The organism is Paenibacillus durus ATCC 35681, from assembly GCF_000993825.1.
GTDB lineage: Bacteria > Bacillota > Bacilli > Paenibacillales > Paenibacillaceae > Paenibacillus_AQ > Paenibacillus_AQ durus_B.
This window is the reverse complement of sequence record NZ_CP011114.1, coordinates 3,850,885-3,868,013: the sequence shown is the minus strand read 5'-3', so window position 1 is coordinate 3,868,013 and position 17,129 is coordinate 3,850,885. Positions and strand designations below refer to the sequence as shown.

The following is a 17,129-nucleotide window of genomic DNA, read 5'->3' as shown; positions in this document are numbered from 1 at the left end:
TCTACTGCGCGGGAAGCGTCAAAAGCATGCAAAGACAAGGGGGAGGCGGCTAATTATGATCAGTTATCCGAATACGGTGAGAAGCTGGGATGCTTTTGAAGCACATGGGGAGATTCCAGAAGGAATACGGCCTGTTATACTCGCTTCATGGAGGAGATGCCGGATGGCCGGGGTTAACCCTCAGCAGGGAACAGGAGTGCAGGTATCCAAGGAGGAGCTGGCGCGGCGGCTGGAAGAGAAGAGCCTGCTCATTTCCGTAGCCAAACCGATTATGAACAGCATCTATCAGGTGATCAAGGATACCGTTTACGCCATCGTTCTGACCGACCAGGACGGAGTGCTGCTCAGCACCCTGCTTAACAAGGAGATTGAGCCGGAGTGCGCGAAGGTGAATTTTATCGAGGGGGCAAAATGGGATGAGCTCAGCGTCGGCACCAACGCCGTCGGAACCGCGTTGGCCATCGACATGCCCTTGCAGGTGCTCGGGGGCGAGCATTACTGCGAATCGCATCACGCGTGGACCTGCTCGGCAGCCCCTATTCATGATAGCTCCGGGAGAGTGATCGGATGTCTGGATCTGTCGGGCAAAGCGGAGGATGTGCATCCCCACACCTTCGGCATCGCCGTATCGGCCGTAAGCAGCATCGAAGAACAGCTTAACGTACTGGAGACGAACCAGCTGATGAATGCCGTATTTCAGTCGATGCAGGACGGACTGCTGGTCATTGATACGGATTACCGAATCAGGCAGTTTAATGAACGGCTGGCCTCCATTTTTATGCTGGGGATGGATGAGGTTCGGAGGCTGGATATTAAGGAACTGCTGCAGGATGTCGATCTGGACGGCGTGTTCCGGAACAAGCGGCGCATCAGTTATGCGGATTGCACGCTTACAGTAAATGGAAAAAAGATCGATTGCATGGCCAATATCTTTCCATACTCCTTTGGCGATCGGGTCATCGGGGCGTCGCTTACGATCCGGGAAGCCAGGCAGGTGCGCAGAGAGGTCAATCAGCTTGCCGGCTTCAAGGCGAACTACCGGTTTGAGGATATCGTAACCCATAATCCTTATATGCGGGAACAGATCGATTTTGCAAGGAAAATCGCCCGAACGAACTGCACGGTTCTGATCGAAGGAGAGAGCGGCACCGGCAAGGAACTGTTTGCCCAGTCCATTCATAACGCCAGCTCGCGCGCGGACGGACCGTTTATCGCTATTAATTGCGCGGCGCTTCCGAGAGAATTGGTAGAAAGTGAACTGTTCGGGTATGAAAAAGGCTCTTTTACCGGTGCCCTGCGTGAAGGCAATCCCGGAAAGTTCGAGCTGGCGAATAGCGGAACCCTATTTCTAGACGAAATCGGGGAATTGTCGCTGGAGATTCAAGCCAAACTGCTGCGGGTGCTCGATAACCACAAGGTCCGGCGGATCGGCGGCAAGCATGAACGCGAGCTTAACGTCAGGGTCATTGCGGCCACCAACCGCGATCTGCTGGAGGAAATTTCGCAGAAGGCTTACCGCAGCGATTTGTATTACCGGCTCAATGTCATTAACCTCAAGCTGCTGCCGCTGCGGGAGCGTACCGAGGATCTCGCGCCGCTCGCCCAGCTCTTCCTGCGCAAGTGCAACCGGGATAATCCCGGGCCGGCCAAACGGTTTGACTCCGCATTTCTGGAAAGACTGCAGGACCGGCAGTGGAGAGGGAACGCGCGTGAACTGCAAAACGCGGTACAGCGCGCCTACTATCTATGCGGCTCGGATTGTATTTCCGAATCGGATGCCGTTCAGATTCCGTCCGGGCAGAAGGAAAGCGGCCTCCCGGACCCGCGACCTACGCTCGCCCATGCGTCCGCACCTGCCGATCCTTGTATTGTCAAGAGTATGCAGCAGAGCGAGATAGAGAGCATCCGCCGCGCGCTGGCCGCAAGCGGCGGCAATGTTGTCGGGGCCGCCCGGATGCTGAATATCGGCAAGTCGACCTTGTACCGCAAACTGGCGGAATACGGCATTGGCAGAGATGAATCATGACTTACCAAAGCTGCCCTTTTTGTTCTTATGCAGCGCCTTCCGTTCGGCATTCTCCCACTGCTTCAGCAGCGGATAAGGATCAAAGGCCCATTCTGTGAGCCCGCGGTCTTTATATATACCGTAATGCAGATGCGGCGGGAATTTCCCCTGAGTGCCCGGCTTGCCGTACCCGGAGCTGCCGGCCCAGCCGAGCTGCTGTCCGGGAATGACGATATCGCCGGCGGACAGCGATTTATCGAAGCCGGACAGGTGGGCATAATAATGGTAGCGATTCTCGATGTCGCGGATGCCGATCCGCCAGCCGCCAAATCGGTTCCAGCCCTTGGTCTCTATAATGCCGTAGCAGGTGCTTCGCACAGTAACGCCGTGGGGAGTGAACAGGTCGGTGCCTTCATGTATCCGCGCGCCGCCCCAGCTTCTTCCGCTTCCCCAGGTGCTGTTGTAGGAATAGGTGCTGCCGAGCGGGAGCGGAAAGGCGCTGCCCGATAAATCCAGGCGGCCGAAATGATCGTACAGCTTTGCGAATTGGGCGATGCGCTGGGAGGCGCGGGGGTTATGGTAATACTCCCAGACGCCAATGCCGAAGTCGCTGGCGGAAAGGCCGTATTTCATCAGGTGGCGGGCCATCGTGTACAGCGCGTCAAGATCGTTCTCCGGATCGGCTTTGCCGTCTCCTGAGCCGTCGCGGCCAATGCCGCCAAAGAAGGTGATCGTAGCCGGGGAAGTATCCTCCTGGTTGGGATTCAGCGGTCCGCACCATAGCGGCGCCGGGATATGAATTCCGGTGAGGCGCTCAGGCGCGCTGCTCCCGTCTTTGCTTTTTTTGGTAAGGGTTCGCTCATATTGGTCAATGGCGGCAAAACGGAACCAAGGAATGCCTGTGACCGTGCTCATTTGATCGTATAGCGCCTGGCGGACGGCAAAGACGTTTCCGGCGCCGACAGAACGGAGGTTGTTCCGTGAACCGGCAGCAGGACTGCCGCTTTTAGCGGCTTGCGGTCTACCCGCCGCCTTATCTTTTTTTTTCGGGGCAGCTGTGGTCTTCGTATTCGTGGGGTCGGCAAGCCCGGCATTCGCCGCCGGATTGTCAAGGCTTCCCCACAGCAGGGCCGCCGCAGACAGAGACAGCAGTGCCCGTCTCGTATTTACGCTCCATAACGGCACAGTAATAGTTCTCCTTTCATTCCCGTATGAACTAACGTTTTACCTTAGATTGAACAAATCGGCGCATTTTATTCCGAAGGTTTCCGGCCGCGCTATTGATTTTGTCACTCTTCTTTCACAAAAGCAGGCATTTCCCTACCGTGCATGTTATAATGTAAGGCAGTAACTTTAAAGCTTTTCATATTCAGTCGGAAGAGGGGTTTACTACCATGACTAGAAAAGAAATTGCCAAACAACCCAAGCCGGATTGGATTCGGATTAAGCTGACGACCGGCGAGAATTATCAGGATATTAAAGGAATGATGCGTTCCAAAACTTTACATACCGTCTGCGAAGAGGCGCGCTGCCCGAACATTTACGAATGTTGGGCGAACCGTACCGCTACTTTTATGATCCTGGGCGATATTTGCACCCGTGCCTGCCGCTTCTGTGCGGTTAACACCGGGATGCCTACCGAACTGGATCTTCAGGAGCCGGAACGGGTGGCCGAAGCTGCGGAAGGCATGAATCTGCGGCACTGTGTCGTAACGAGTGTGGCACGCGACGATTTGAAGGACGGCGGAGCGAAGATTTTTGCCGAGACGGTAGCCGCGATCCGCAGACGCCTGCCGCTGTGCAGCGTGGAGGTGCTCATTCCCGATTTCCTCGGCGACCAGGGCAGTCTCCAGATTGTAATGGACAGCAATCCCGACATTCTGAATCATAATATCGAGACCGTCGAGCGCATGTCCGACCGGGTGCGGGCTAAGGCGAGGTACCGCCGCTCCCTGGAGCTATTGCGCCGGGCTAAGGAAATGAAGCCGAACATTCCGACCAAGTCCAGTATTATGCTGGGCGTTGGCGAGGAATGGGATGAGATTTTGCAGGCGATGGACGACTTGCGGGAGGCGGACTGCGATATCCTCACGATGGGCCAATATCTGCAGCCTTCTCCGCAGCATCTGGACGTCGTTAAATACTATACGCCGGAGGAGTTTGTACGGCTGAAGGAAGAGGGATTGAAGCGGGGCTTCAGCCACGTGGAGTCTGGGCCGCTCGTGCGCAGCTCTTATCATGCGCATGAGCAGGTCGAATCGGCCGCGAAGACCCGCGAGGATCGCATGGCGGCAAACTGACCGCCGGCGCAACATATTTTTTGTGAAAGGCAGGCGAGTCTTGCTTGATCATTATAGGCGGCAAAAGCTATGAGCTCATGGTGAATCATAAAGAAGGCTGGAATCCGGAAAGCTTCCGTGGAAGGTACAGCGAGGTGCTTGACCGCTACGACTATATTGTCGGCGATTGGGGCTACAACCAACTGCGTTTGAAAGGATTTTACCGGGATAATCATCCAAAAGTGAACCGGGACACGGCGATTTGCGGATTGGTCGATTATATCAATGAATATTGCAATTTCGGCTGTGCCTATTTCGTCCTCCGCAAGCTGAAGGATACTCCGAAGGACCCGAATGCCAAGGATATTCTGATCAAGGAGCCGGGCGAGGCTCCGAAGGAAGTCTTTGTCAAGGAGGCCGCTTCCCAGGAGACTTCCGTCAAGAAGGAAGCCATTCCGCAATTATCCTCCAGGAAGTTCCAGGCGGAGACGGCGGTTTCCCGAGAGCAGCCGGTTAAAGAATTTACTCCCAAGGAGAGACCGTTCAAGGAACGCAGCAGAGATAACAGGAACAAGGAATATCAGGGCAAAAAAAGCGGATCGCGTGAGTTTCAGGCGCGCGAAGCTCAGGGCTTGGAGAATCAGGGCCGGGAAAATCAGGCGCGGGGGAACCAAAACAGGGATTACCAGAACCGGGAAGCCAAAGCCAGGGACACTCGGCAGAAGCCGCCCCAAGGTCCTGCGGGCCAGCAATAACGCCATCGAAGCCACCGGCTTAGGGGCCGATACCATTAATAAAGGTGCCGCCGACGTTCAGGCTGAACGTCGGCGGCACCTTTATTGTTTTAGGCCAAGATAGCGGATAATGATTGCCCTTATTTTACGGATAGCGTCAGACGATTTTGCGTCTGGTTATAGGTCCAGGCCAGGGCCGGAAATTTCTTCTTGAAGGCACCCAGTGCAATGAAGGTTTCCCCGTTTTGGGAGAGCGCTTCTTTGGACGCAACGGTAAAGCTGGATGCTTTGCCGGAGCCGGTGGTTACAATGACTCTCTTATTTTTGGCGTCCCATGTCAGATCGCTTTCTACAAGTGCGGAGAGCACGCGGGCTGAGGCGTAGATTCTGCCGCCCTGTTTCACCAGACCGACATTACCGGCAAAGGCGGTGCCGCCAACGTCCAGAATGTGATTGTCGCCCGCGGCTTCAATCGATTTCATGCCCGCAAGCTGAAGGGCGGTAATGATCTGAGCCGCCTCGCCTTTTACCTCAATATCCGGCGAGAGCCCGATATGGTTGAAATCGGCTTTGCTTGGAGTCAGATACCGTTCCGTGGTCAGCTTGAGCAGGCCGCCGTCGGAGAGGTCCAGCAGGCTTTGAATCCGCGCTTTTCCGAAGGATTTGGTACCGACAACGGTGGCCAGATGATTGTCATGCAGCGCCCCGGTCAGTGCTTCGGAGGCGCTGGCGGTATATTCGTTCGTTAGAATAACCACGGGCACATTCATTTTGGAGCCGTCCGTAATCGTTACCGGAGTAAGCTCGCCTGTGTTGTCCGCAGTGTACATCATGATTCCCTTGTCGATGAATTGAGATGCGATGTTATAGGCGGAATCCATGTACCCGCCCCCATTGTTCCGGAGATCGAGGACCATGGATTTCATTCCCGCCGCGCGCATATTTTTGAGTACGGCTGCAAATTCTTCATCCGAATCCTGTGTGAAGCCGTTCAGCGAAATGTAGGCGATCTTCGGCCCGACGATTTTGCCGGTAACGGATGGATAATTGATCTCGCTGCGCTTTACGGTGTAAGTCTTGACCGCGCCGCCGCGCTGGATGAGCAGCGTGACTTTGGTCCCCGCTTTTCCGCTGATCGGATCGCTCTTGATCTCGCTGATTTTCACACCGTTAATCTTTAGGATTGTATCCCCGCGCTTTAGCCCTGCACTTTCCGCAGGCGATCCGGGCATGACCTGTTCGATATACAGCTCGTTACCCGTATAGACCAATTGTACCCCGATACCCACATAATCCAAGGCCAACTGATTTTGCAGCTCTTTACTCTCCTCGCCGCTGAAATACTGGCTGTAAGGATCGTCAAGCGAGTTTACCATACCGTCGATCGCGGCGCGGATCAGGGCATCCCTGTCAGCACCGGTCAAGTTGTAGCTCTCTATGTACTGCATAACCTCATTAATCAATTCGGTTTCCGAAGAAGTCTTGCTGGCGGCCTCACTGCTATCAGCGGCAAAAGCGGCGGGAGATAGAATCAGCGATAAAGCCAGACAGCTTCCGGCGGCTGCGGCCGTTAATTTTTTGAATGATCTCATCATAAAAACATCCTTTACGGATTATTTGATCCGTCTTCCATTGTATCGGAGACGGTGTAGCTGTTACTGATGGTCCAGGTGCCTTCTGCTGACTTGTTCAGAACCAGAATGAGAGTCTTGTTGGAAGACGACGATTCATTCTTATCGGTAATCTGCTGCTCGACATAGACGGCTGCTTCATTGTCGCTGTAGTAAAAGACATTCGAAGCGGATAGGGCATAGCTTAGATTATACGTCTTGAAGAAATCCTCTAAGGCCGCTTTCTGCGCCTTGTCATTATCCTCGTCATGGAAAGTTAAGGTGGATAGCATTCCGGCCACATTTTTGTCGTTCAGGCTCTGATAATAGCGCTTGAGCAATTCCTGAATGGCCGTATCGGCACTTTGCGGCATTTCAGCGGGCTTCATGCCTTGGTCTCGCGTCAAGAGAAGGGTCGATTTCTGATTCTGTATATTCGATACCTTCCATGATCCGTTACGGACAAGGGTATAGATATACTCGTCCTGCGTGTCCGGAATATAGGCTCCTCCGATGCGGGTGGAGGTCTCTACTGTAGCCACCGTAGCTTCGTTCGCCTCAAGGCTAACGATATCGACGCTTTTGATTTCGCTCTTCAAATCGTAATTGCGGAATGAAAATTCAAGGGCGCTGATACTCAGAGCAAAGTCCGAGCCTGCCTGGGACAAAGAGGTAATCCCCGCTGTATTCTCCGAGTTAAAATAGCTCGTCAGCTTGCTCATCAGGGAGACAATGTCCGCTTTATCCCGGCTCTTGGATACAGGTCTCGTAATTTGAACGCTTCTTGAGGACGCGTTCCAGACTACGCCGCCGCCGGTGGCTTCGCCGACAAAACGCAGCGGCACATAAGCGGTTCCGCCGGACTCGACGGGAGCGGCCGGCAGCTTGCGGACCACGCTGTTGACTGCGGCGCGGCTGCTGCCGATGGTCAGCTTCAAGCTTAGCTCCGGGCTTGTACCGGTTACTACGCGGCCGACGGGGTCCCAGCCCACCTTCAAGCCGAGCTTCTCGAACACGGCCCGGAATGGAACCATGACGGAGCCGTTCTGTAAATAGGGAGAGCCAGAGGAAAAGGAAAGCTTGACACCGTCAATATAAACCTTGATCGGCGCGGGAGCAGTCACGGGCGCGGCGAACGCAGGGACCGCAGGAGCCAGGGACAATAACAAGACCCCCAGCATAATGAACCATTTTTTCAACAAATTTCTCCCCTTCTATATGTAACTATTTGTAAAATAGTCTCATTATACCATTCCGTTTCTCTCTCTGTCTATCAATTTGATAAAGGGCCTGCTAGATCGATAAGCAAAAGTAAAGCCCATGCGGCGGCAGCCGGGGCACGGGCGGGCACCGGCTGTATGTACGAGAATGCTACACCAGGAATGAGGAACGCACGCGCTTCCAGAACGGAAACGGACGGTAACGGGCGAAGCTGACCTTTTTCTCCGACACCTGGCATCTGACAGAGATCAAATCATCGATAGGATAGTTGGTATGGTCAACGGTCAGCATCAGCCTCTGCTCTCTCCGGGAGAAAATATCGCAGTGATGATGTTTGGGCAGGAGCAGCGGGGAGCCCATCGTCCGGAACACCCGATTGTTAATTGACGCGATTTCCGCAATCTGCAGCGCCTCAATCGAAGGATGAACCATCGCGCCTCCGAGACTTTTATTATAGGCTGTGCTCCCGGAAGGGGTAGAAATACAGATGCCGTCGCCGCGGAACATCTCGAAGGTCTCGTCGTTAATGTCGATCTGAAGAACCACCGTGCCTTCAACCCCTTTAAGAGTAAACTCATTAAGGGCGATATGCGAAGTAGTCCCCGATTTCCTATGGATTTCCAGCTCAACGAGCGGATATTTGACGATTCGCGGCTTATGCGGCGAAGGATCGCCTTTTCCGCACATATAATCGACCAGAGTGGAGAGTTCCTCGCACTGCCAGTCCGCATAGAAACCGAGATGGCCGGTATGGACGCCGACGAAGGCGAGCTCGGGAATCCGGTCGATAAAGGTATGGAAGGCATGAAGCATGGTGCCGTCTCCGCCGATGGAGACTACGATTTCGGGAGTCTCGGCATCGAGCTGCAGCCCCCGTTCTTCCGCAAGCTTATGAAATTGTTGACTGAGATCAATGGACAGTTGATCGCCACGGTCCAGGACATAATATCTCAAGATGAATAGACTCCTTTGTTAGTTCTGTCATACACCGATCATAATCAATCTTGCTTAGGAAAACAATGTTTAGCAGGGGAAAGACTGTACCCGGAAAAAACAGCGCCTCCCTTCGTCCGAGAGAGGCGGCCGTTCTCAAGGGAATTTCGGCGAAAGGGTGGGCCTTTCGCGAAGGGCGGAGCGTGTGGTTGACGGCCACGTATTGCTCCACCGCACGCTGGGAGCTGCACGCGGTGGAGCAATCCTTCGCCGTTCAGCGCCGGAGAAGAATCCGCAGGACTCTGCCGGAGGCGGCCGCCGCAAGCGACAGCAGCAAGGCGCCGGCCAGCAGCAGGGCGAGAAGCATGAGCCCTGCTGCTGGAGAGTACAGGGCCGGACCCGGCATCCAGAGCGGAGCCAGCGCCGGAGAAGCTTCCATCATCGGCGGCCAGAGAAGCAGCGTCAGTCCGGCCGACAGGAAAGCATGCAGGATACGGGCGGCGGCAAAGGGCAGATAACGGAGTCCCGTCCCGTTCCAGATGCTGGCAACCTGGGCGTGCACGGACAGACCGCCCCAGGAGAGAATAAACGCGGCGGCGGCGGCCTTGAAGGGGAGTGCGGCGGACGCGGTTCCGGCCGCTTTGGCGCCGAGCGTAACCTCGAAAAAGCCGCTCGTTACCGCCTCGGTCAGCCCCTGGGGGAAGCCTAAAACCGAAAGAAACCGCCCGATTACCGAGAAGAGGAAGGCCATTATACCTGCCCGGCTCAGCAGTTCCATCAGTACGGTGAAGAATACAACGAGCCCTCCTACGACAATAATAAGCTGTAGAGAGGATTGCACCGCCCCCTTCAGCAGCTCCCCGAGCGTCCGCCCGTCGCGGTGGCGCGCTTCGGCCATGGAAGCGAAGGCGGTACGGAGACGGCCCGGTTCCGGCCGCTGCTTCTTTAGCTTGCCGGGGCGGTGCGTTTCGGTCATCAAGATAGACTTCTGCCCGGCTGCGGCGTTCCGTTCTTCCCTTCGTCCGTGAAAGGACATCAGCAGGCCGACAAGCAGACCGCTCCCGTAGTGGGCCAGCGCCAGGCAGGGCCCCAAAGCGGGATTATGAAAAAAACCGACCGAAACAGCGCCGAGCAGGAAGATCGGATCGGAGGAAGTCGTACAAGCCACAAGCCGTTCCCCTTCGACGCGGGTAAGCAGGTTCTGCTCCCGCAGCTTGGCCGTCAGCCGGGCTCCGACCGGATAGCCGGACACATAGCCCATCGCAAGCACGAAGCCGCCGCTGCCGGGAATGCGGAACAGCGGGCGCATCAGCGGATCAAACAGAGCGCCGAACAGGTGGACGACTCCGAAGCCGAGCATGAGTTCGGAAATGACGAAGAAAGGAAAGAGCGACGGGAACAGCACATCCCACCAGATGGCCATTCCCCTCAGAGCAGCACGAAGAGAAGCATCGGGATAAACCAGTACGAGCAGCATACAGCCGGCGAGCCCCAAGGCCCAAGAAGGGCCGCTTAGCTTTTTCAAGGTCATCATTTACGCCTCCCGGTCTATGATAAGATGTATGCATGCAGAGGGACAAACAGTACAAAAAAACAAAGTAAGCGGTTACAGCAGAGGGTGCATTTTTACTGTATTTGTGGTAATATAAAAATTAATTAAAGCACCTTTTCGAAAACTTTAATATTAGGGATGGAGTGATGATGATGAGCGTAGTTGCCGGCGTTCTCGTTTGCGCTTTTGTTTATGTCATCCGGGCCTCCCTCGTCTCTCCCGGTGATGAGGATTGGCGGACCTATTAATATGCTGCAGACGCTAAACATTCGTTTAGCGTCTTTTTTGGCTTTTTTTAAAATATAAGAATTCATAAGTTTCACGCTTGTAAACGCCTTATATTTCTACGAGAAACGTACTTGCGTCCTTCAAGGACGCCGTCAGGCGTTTCTTCTTTGGAAATATTGAACATTTCTTCACATTTAAGATGTAGGCCCCTTTTCTTAGGACAAAGGTTTGGGATACGGGGCTCATTCGTTTAGGTATATAGGAATTTTTTCTCTCATTTTTCGTGTTGGCAAGATGTCGTATGACCCTGATTTTGGTATAATGAATAGGTCAATACGATTAAAATCGGCAGAAAGTTGGTTGCATCAATGAATCCGGAGAAAAGCATATTTGAGAATTTGGGAGGAGCCGAGAGGCTGCGCAAACTGGTGGAAGTGTTTTATAGTAAAGTGCAGGCGCATCCACGGCTTGGTCCGCTGTTTCCGGCCGACATCGTACCCGTTATGGATAAGCAATACCGCTTTCTCACTCAGTTCTTCGGCGGTCCGCAGCTGTACTCCGAGCTGTACGGACATCCTATGATGAGAGCGCGTCATATGCATGTGCCGATTACGGAGGAGCGATCGGAGGAGTGGCTGGGCTGCATGGGAGAAGCGCTGAAGGAAACCGGAGTAGATGAACCGCTCCGATCGCTCGTACTGCACCGGCTTGCAGGCCCGGCCCGCCATTTTGTCAACATGCCCGGAGAAAGAGATTGAAGCATGACTGACGCGAAAGGAATGAGGGCACATGACCTATTTGGAGCCCCTATACTCCATTAAAGTAAACTGTGGCAATTGTGAACGCGAATTCGTAACCTCCAGAGTGCGTCCCAGCCTCAAGAGGGCTGTTCGCCGGGATGCGGATTTTTGCTCTTATTACAAGGAAGAGAATCCCGATTATTACGTCGTCCGGGTATGCCCTTTCTGCGGCTTCGCCTCCACGGAGAACTCCGTGAGCAAGCTGGCCGAATGGCAGCGGAAGGCGTTCAGCGAGCGGGTCGGCAGCCGCTGGCAGCCCCGCGATTTCGGAGGCAAGCGGAGCTGGGAGGAGGCGCTGGAGACGTACAAGCTGGCGCTGCTCTGTGCGCAGTGCATAGGCGACAAAGAGCGCATCGTCGCCAGCCTTCTGCATCATATCGCCTGGTTGTACCGGTATCAGGGCAACACCGAGCAGGAACAGCGCTTTCTTCATTATTCGCTGGAGTCCTACATTAATGTATTTGAACGGGACGGGGTTGCCGGAAATGATGCGCGTCTGATGTTTCTGATCGGGGAGCTTAACCGGCGAATCGGCTGGTTCAACGAGGCGGTGAAATGGTTCTCGCGTCTGGTCAATGACCAGAAAATTATGGATGCGGCGATGATACGGGCGGCTCGCGAGCAGTGGACGATTATTCGCGAACAGATGCTCGGAGAACAAGGCGGTTCGAGTACGGGAACGGAAGAATTAAGGGGGATATTGTAAAAAAAGAACCGGACGGTGCCTTTAGCGCACCGCCCGGTCGAACAGCAGATAATCGCCGTCGCTATCCACCACGACAGGTCTTTCGCTGCAGCAGGGGAAGACTAGCAGCTTCTTCTTGCCTTCCCGGACGCTCTGAAGCTCCTTGGGCTTCATAGGGAGCAGCACGTTCTCCGCGCTGCAGAATGGGCAGGATTGGACGTACAAATCGCCCAGTATGAGTTCGTACGGCCACGTGTGGCTGAACGGAATCATGCTTCGTCCTTGCCTTCCACACCGTCTTTCGGTTCTCCGCCATCCGTATTTTTCTTGGATAGTTCGGCTATTTTTTGCAGCAGAATATGCTGGGGCATATGCATTAAATGTTCCAGAGGCACACCCAGCTGCTTAGAGAGCGCCAAGGCCGTTTCCGGCGAAATTTGCAGTGGCCGCATCATTAATGTCCTCCTGTTCTTTAATGAATGGTATGGCGTGTTATTCACTTTACCATGGGATAGCTCCAATTACAAAGTGAATGTTGTATGATGGGATTGGTGAACCGAATGAAAAGTAAAGGAATGGTGGTACGAAAATGAAACAACCGTTGTCTTTAACTTGGGAACTGGATTCCATTTTTGAAGGGGGCTCGGCATCCCCCGGATTTGAACGGTTCTTAAGCGAACTGGAAGGCGATATCGGCAAGCTCGCGGAGCAAGTAAGAGCGGCTAAGGCTCCAGCGGATTTGGAGTCGACGAAGTCGCTGGACGGCGTTATCGAGCTTCTGCAAAGCTGTACCGCGCGTCTTGTTCAGGCCTCGGAGTTCGCCGGATGCCTTGGAGCGCAGAACCAGCAGGATAAAGGAGCCGTACGCCTGTCGGGAACCGTTGCCGGACTCAGCGCCCGGTTTCAGGGTGTATCCTCTGAATTTGAAAATGTGCTTCGCCAGACGGAAGAGGATGTATGGCAGGAGTGGATGGCCCGGCCTGAGATCGCCCCGCTGACATTCGTGCTTAGCGAGAGCCGGGATCTAGCCCGTGAGAAGATGAGCCCGGAGCTGGAGAGCCTGGCGCTTGAGCTTGCGGTGGATGGCTATCACGGCTGGAGCGAGCATTATGAAACGATTGTCAGCTCCATCGCCATTCCCTACACGGATGAGGACGGGGAGAAGCTGCTGTCGGCGGGCCAGGCTTTCAACAAGCTGCAAGACAATGACAATCAAGCCCGGAAGGATATGTTCGTCAAATGGGAAAAAGCGTGGGAAGGCGTCGCCGATTACGCCGCGGATACGCTTAATCATCTGGCCGGGTTCCGCCTGAAGCTGTATGAGCGCCGGGGATGGGACGATGTGCTGAAAGAGCCCCTCAGCATTAACCGCATGTCCCGCGAGTCGCTGGATGTTATGTGGGACGTTATCGTCAAGAGCAAGCCCGCTCTTATCGCCTATTTGGAGCGCAAGGCGAAGCTGCTGGGACTTGCAAAGCTCGGCTGGGAAGACGTGGAAGCCCCGCTGGCGCGGTCCTCAGGCAAAATATCTTATGACCGGGCGGCGGAAGAAATTGTCACCCAGTTCGGTAAATTCAGTCCGAAGCTTGCGGAATTTGCCGAGCGCGCATTTGACAGCAGCTGGATTGAAGTGGAAGACCGGCCGGGCAAGCGTCCCGGCGGCTTCTGCGTCTCGTTCCCGCTGAGCAAGGAGTCGCGGATATTTATGACTTACAGCGGCACGCCTTCCAATGTGGCGACGCTTGCGCATGAACTAGGCCATGCCTACCATTCTTATCTGCTCGATGACCAGCCGGTGCTTAACCAGAACTACGCGATGAATGTGGCGGAAACGGCTTCGACCTTTGCCGAGGTCATCGTCTCAGGTGCGCAGGTCAAGGCGGCAGGGAGCGATGAAGAGAAGCTGGCACTGCTGGAAGAGAAAATCCAGAACAGCGTCGCCTTTTTTATGAACATACATGCCCGGTTCCTGTTTGAGACCCGTTTCTACGAGAAGCGCAAGGCGGGACTTGTCAGCGCAGAAGAGATTTCCGCGCTTATGGTGGAAGCGCAGAAGGAAGCTTTTGGCGGCATTCTTTCCGGCTACCATCCGCATTTCTGGGCGTCCAAGCTGCATTTTTATATTACCGACGTGCCGTTCTATAACTTCCCTTATACGGTAGGGTATATGTTTAGCACCGGATTGTACCGTCTCGCTCTGCAGGAAGGTCCTTCCTTTGCGGACAAATATGATGCGCTGCTGCGCGATACAGGCGTTATGACGCTTGAGGATCTGGCGGGCAAGCATCTGGGCGTGGATCTGTCGAAGCCGGATTTTTGGCAGGGAGCCGCCGATCTGATTCTTGAAGATATTTCCACCTTCCTGGATATGACCAAGCATCTAGCTTAAACTTCGTATTTATGAAAGATTTGGCCTTTGTCCGTGCAGTTAAGCGCAAGTAATGGATTGAATATTGTGCAAATGCGAAATGACCCTCAGGATAGATTTGATCGTGGGGGTCGTTTTTTATGCAAATTTGTCGAAAATGATCGTTTTATCGAGGCGAATTTGGAAGAAGATAGAAGAAAAAGCGCATTTTATAGGGATAATAACCCAATTATATTGACGATTGTTGTGGGGTATTGCCTTCTATCCTATAATGAGTCCTAAGCCTTAAGGAGTAAGGCAGCAAGTATGACAGAGGAGGAAAAGTATGCTTAAGACGGATCAATTGTCTTTGGCTAGGCAAATGGACCTGGTGTTTAAGGAGCTTCAGGAGGAATTATCGGGGGTATCTTCCGGTACGGTTTTTGTGCAAATACGAAATAATATCATTGGGAAGTTTGGAATCCGTCATAATCCACTGTACGGCCGCAGCGGAACGTTTGCGGAGGAGGCGGAGGGGCTGACAGCCTCACAGCAGTCTTCGTTTCGTTTGATGGCACTCGAGAGTCTGAAGTTTAAACGCCGCTGGACGCATGGAGAGATAAGCTATGAGTTTGCCGTGAAGAAGGGGATTGTCATTGTCGATGCTGTTCTAGAGTCCAATTACAATATGGCTAACCTGATGATCCGCTACCCGAGAAATGTGCAGCAGGATAAGGAGGACTGCGGATAACAGGTACGGGCCATGAAAAACCCCCGCGCTTCCTTGTGGAAGCGGGAGGGCTGTAAATCTGTTCGGCGGCCCTTGCGGGCGGACCGAATAAAAGCGATAAACGAGGCATTACACACCCGTACGACCGGAGAGTTGCTGCTCTGCCAGCTGTACGAGACGCTTGGTGATATAACCTCCCAGAGAACCGGTTTCGCGGGAAGTGTAGTTACCATAATAACCGTCTTGAGGAATTGTTACACCAAGCTCTTGCGCTGCTTCATATTTCAGTTGCTGCAGCGCAGCGGTTGCTTGAGGAACGACCAGGTTGTTGGAACGGCCGCTACGACCTTGGTTTTGACCTACTTGACCCATGTTTGTCACCTCCTTCACCCTTGGTAGAGATAGTATGAGCGCGGTGAGGTGAAATCATGCATGGTGCAAGAAGGTTATAAGGCTGGGAATAAGTGTATAAAAAGTGAACTTTGCAACTTAAAATAAGAGGGCGGTCCGAATGTTCCAGCGGGCCGCCCTCTTGGCAAATGATCGCAGCATGCTCAATTGGCTGCAAATCTCAATTTTCAGGATAGATCATTTCAATTGAAGTAGTCAGCTCAAGGCTCTGTCCGGGAGCAAGCGTCAACAGACCGGTAAAGTTAGGATCAGAGGACACATTAGGCGCATCCGGCAGCCATGTATAGGGCTCGGCGCAGAGAAATTGGTCGGCGGGTCCTTTCGTATAGATAACCCAGTGGCGGAAATAGCTTTCGTCTGCGAGGTAACGCAGCCCATAGCCGTCATCCCGGAGCAGCAAAGCTTCTACGGGCCGCTTCTCTCCAATACGCAGGGCGGTGTCGAAGTTCGTGCCCTGCAGGTTCATCCCCTCGTTCAAAGCTTCCAGTGAGCCGAGTGGAAGCACCTTTCCAGTGGGCAGCAGCTGGTCGTTCAATTCGTAGATGCTCTCAACCGGCAGCTTGAGACTCCAACGCTTCGGCTGACCGTCAATCATGAACCAGGTGTGATAGCCGATTCCAAATGGAATACTCCGTTCACCGCCAAGGTGGGTCACCTTCAAGGTCTGCTTCAAAGACGCGTCCTGCAGCCGGAATGTCATCTCAAATTTGAGCGGGACTGGCAGCTGATCCATCCAATGAGCATCGTCTGTCGTCTTGAATTCGGTCGTCACCGCGCAGCCGTCTTCATCTTCCTCGATATCGCTGACACACCAGGATTGCGTCCGGTGCAGGCCGTGAATGTGATTGTCACCGGCGGTGTTGCGGTCGAACTGGTAATGGGCGCCATCAAATTCAAACTGTCCCTTGGAGATACGTCCCGGCGGAATTAAGAGCGGAATGCCGAAGTGATACGGCTTCTGCATATAAAAATCCAGATCGGCCTCTTCCGGCCGGCGCAGAACCTCTCGTTTTTCCTTTCGGTCCCACAGGGAGATAACGTTGTTGCCAAGACGCGGCAGCAGCGTGACTTCCAAGTCGCGGCTGTGCAAAATATAAGTATCATAACCGCACCATTGCCCTTTGGTCACCTGTTTCATGATCCATGCTCCTTTATCATTCACTTGATACAAAATGTGAACACGATAATCTTATCATAACAGATTTATGTTCGAGGGGTTAAAAATTTGACAAACTTCTTTGCCGGTTCTATGATGAACTCAGTTAACTAAGTTTGTCAATGCGATGATGGGGATAAGTAGGCGGGAGAGAGGCCTTCAGAAAGCCGGTGGATAATGCGAACCGGAGGATAACTCCCGGATGAATGGACCCCTGAGCGCCGCGCTCGAACGGGAAAGCATTCCCTGGTAGACCGGCCGGATCGTCCCCGTTACAGGATGTCTTAAGGCTGCGATCAGTATTTCGCTATGCGGTCCGTTTATAGGCGGGAAGCATGGGAAAGGTTGCAAGCGGCGAATAAGGGTGGCACCACGGTCTCACGTCCCTTCGGAGTGAGGCTTTTTTGCGTTCTTTTGTAACCAACATAATTCTTAATC

The 17,129-nt window shown here is 53.8% G+C and carries 16 protein-coding genes; 7 read left to right on the top strand and 9 right to left on the bottom strand.

Translation table 11 applies throughout. From position 1 onward, the window contains the following. The first annotated feature begins 55 nt into the window (after nucleotides 1-55). Entirely contained in the window at nucleotides 56-2,026 is a 1,971-nt protein-coding gene (locus tag VK70_RS18025) for a sigma-54-dependent Fis family transcriptional regulator (protein WP_025699885.1), read from the top strand. Here VK70_RS18025 and VK70_RS18020 read toward each other — a convergent pair. Further along, nucleotides 2,021-3,190, bottom strand: coding sequence for a M23 family metallopeptidase (locus VK70_RS18020; RefSeq protein WP_025699883.1), 1,170 nt, complete (start codon nucleotides 3,188-3,190; stop codon nucleotides 2,021-2,023). The genes VK70_RS18025 and VK70_RS18020 overlap by 6 nt on opposite strands. Before the next feature lie 209 nt (nucleotides 3,191-3,399). On the opposite strand from VK70_RS18020, the gene lipA reads away from it, so the two are divergent. Together lipA and VK70_RS27335 are read left to right on the top strand one after the other, a co-directional pair. Then, nucleotides 3,400-4,305, top strand: a complete 906-nt coding sequence (gene lipA, locus VK70_RS18015) for a lipoyl synthase (protein ID WP_025699881.1) — start codon at nucleotides 3,400-3,402, stop codon at nucleotides 4,303-4,305. A gap of 44 nt (nucleotides 4,306-4,349) precedes the next feature. Continuing rightward, nucleotides 4,350-5,039, top strand: a complete 690-nt coding sequence (locus VK70_RS27335; protein WP_025699879.1) for a YutD family protein — start codon at nucleotides 4,350-4,352, stop codon at nucleotides 5,037-5,039. Nucleotides 5,040-5,158: 119 nt separating this feature from the next. Here VK70_RS27335 and VK70_RS18005 read toward each other — a convergent pair whose 3' ends face one another. The 4 genes from VK70_RS18005 to ylbJ form a co-directional block, all read right to left on the bottom strand. Then, nucleotides 5,159-6,613, bottom strand: coding sequence for a S41 family peptidase (locus tag VK70_RS18005; RefSeq protein ID WP_081754852.1), 1,455 nt, complete (start codon nucleotides 6,611-6,613; stop codon nucleotides 5,159-5,161). 11 nt (nucleotides 6,614-6,624) lie between these two features. Beyond that, nucleotides 6,625-7,827, bottom strand: a complete 1,203-nt coding sequence (locus VK70_RS26655; protein ID WP_052756013.1) for a copper amine oxidase N-terminal domain-containing protein — start codon at nucleotides 7,825-7,827, stop codon at nucleotides 6,625-6,627. 172 nt (nucleotides 7,828-7,999) lie between these two features. Then, nucleotides 8,000-8,803: an NAD kinase gene (locus VK70_RS17995; protein WP_025699023.1), complete on the bottom strand. Its 804-nt coding sequence runs from the start codon at nucleotides 8,801-8,803 to the stop codon at nucleotides 8,000-8,002. A gap of 253 nt (nucleotides 8,804-9,056) precedes the next feature. After that, entirely contained in the window at nucleotides 9,057-10,316 is a 1,260-nt protein-coding gene (gene ylbJ, locus VK70_RS17990; protein ID WP_411431681.1) for a sporulation integral membrane protein YlbJ, read from the bottom strand. 614 nt (nucleotides 10,317-10,930) lie between these two features. On the opposite strand from ylbJ, the gene VK70_RS17980 reads away from it, so the two are divergent. Together VK70_RS17980 and VK70_RS17975 are read left to right on the top strand one after the other, a co-directional pair. Further along, nucleotides 10,931-11,320, top strand: coding sequence for a globin domain-containing protein (locus VK70_RS17980; RefSeq protein ID WP_025696886.1), 390 nt, complete (start codon nucleotides 10,931-10,933; stop codon nucleotides 11,318-11,320). 31 nt (nucleotides 11,321-11,351) lie between these two features. Then, nucleotides 11,352-12,068: a DUF2225 domain-containing protein gene (locus tag VK70_RS17975; protein WP_046723607.1), complete on the top strand. Its 717-nt coding sequence runs from the start codon at nucleotides 11,352-11,354 to the stop codon at nucleotides 12,066-12,068. Between the two features lie 21 nt (nucleotides 12,069-12,089). On the opposite strand, the gene VK70_RS17970 is transcribed toward VK70_RS17975, so the two are convergent. After that, nucleotides 12,090-12,320, bottom strand: coding sequence for a hypothetical protein (locus VK70_RS17970; protein WP_025695895.1), 231 nt, complete (start codon nucleotides 12,318-12,320; stop codon nucleotides 12,090-12,092). Continuing rightward, on the bottom strand, nucleotides 12,317-12,499 hold the full coding sequence (locus tag VK70_RS17965; protein WP_025695894.1) for a YycC family protein: 183 nt from the start codon (nucleotides 12,497-12,499) through the stop codon (nucleotides 12,317-12,319). The genes VK70_RS17970 and VK70_RS17965 overlap by 4 nt, the downstream gene beginning before the upstream one ends. Before the next feature lie 137 nt (nucleotides 12,500-12,636). Here VK70_RS17965 and VK70_RS17960 point away from each other — a divergent pair, with 137 nt between their 5' ends. Next, nucleotides 12,637-14,436 (top strand): M3 family oligoendopeptidase, encoded by a 1,800-nt coding sequence (locus tag VK70_RS17960; protein WP_025695893.1) that lies wholly within the window; start codon nucleotides 12,637-12,639, stop codon nucleotides 14,434-14,436. A 304-nt stretch (nucleotides 14,437-14,740) separates the two neighbouring features. Next, on the top strand, nucleotides 14,741-15,145 hold the full coding sequence (locus VK70_RS17955; protein ID WP_025695892.1) for a hypothetical protein: 405 nt from the start codon (nucleotides 14,741-14,743) through the stop codon (nucleotides 15,143-15,145). A 108-nt stretch (nucleotides 15,146-15,253) separates the two neighbouring features. On the opposite strand, the gene VK70_RS17950 is transcribed toward VK70_RS17955, so the two are convergent. Next, on the bottom strand, nucleotides 15,254-15,496 hold the full coding sequence (locus VK70_RS17950; protein ID WP_025695891.1) for an alpha/beta-type small acid-soluble spore protein: 243 nt from the start codon (nucleotides 15,494-15,496) through the stop codon (nucleotides 15,254-15,256). Between the two features lie 199 nt (nucleotides 15,497-15,695). Then, nucleotides 15,696-16,673, bottom strand: coding sequence for an aldose 1-epimerase (locus VK70_RS17945; RefSeq protein WP_025695890.1), 978 nt, complete (start codon nucleotides 16,671-16,673; stop codon nucleotides 15,696-15,698). Nucleotides 16,674-17,129 lie beyond the last annotated feature (456 nt).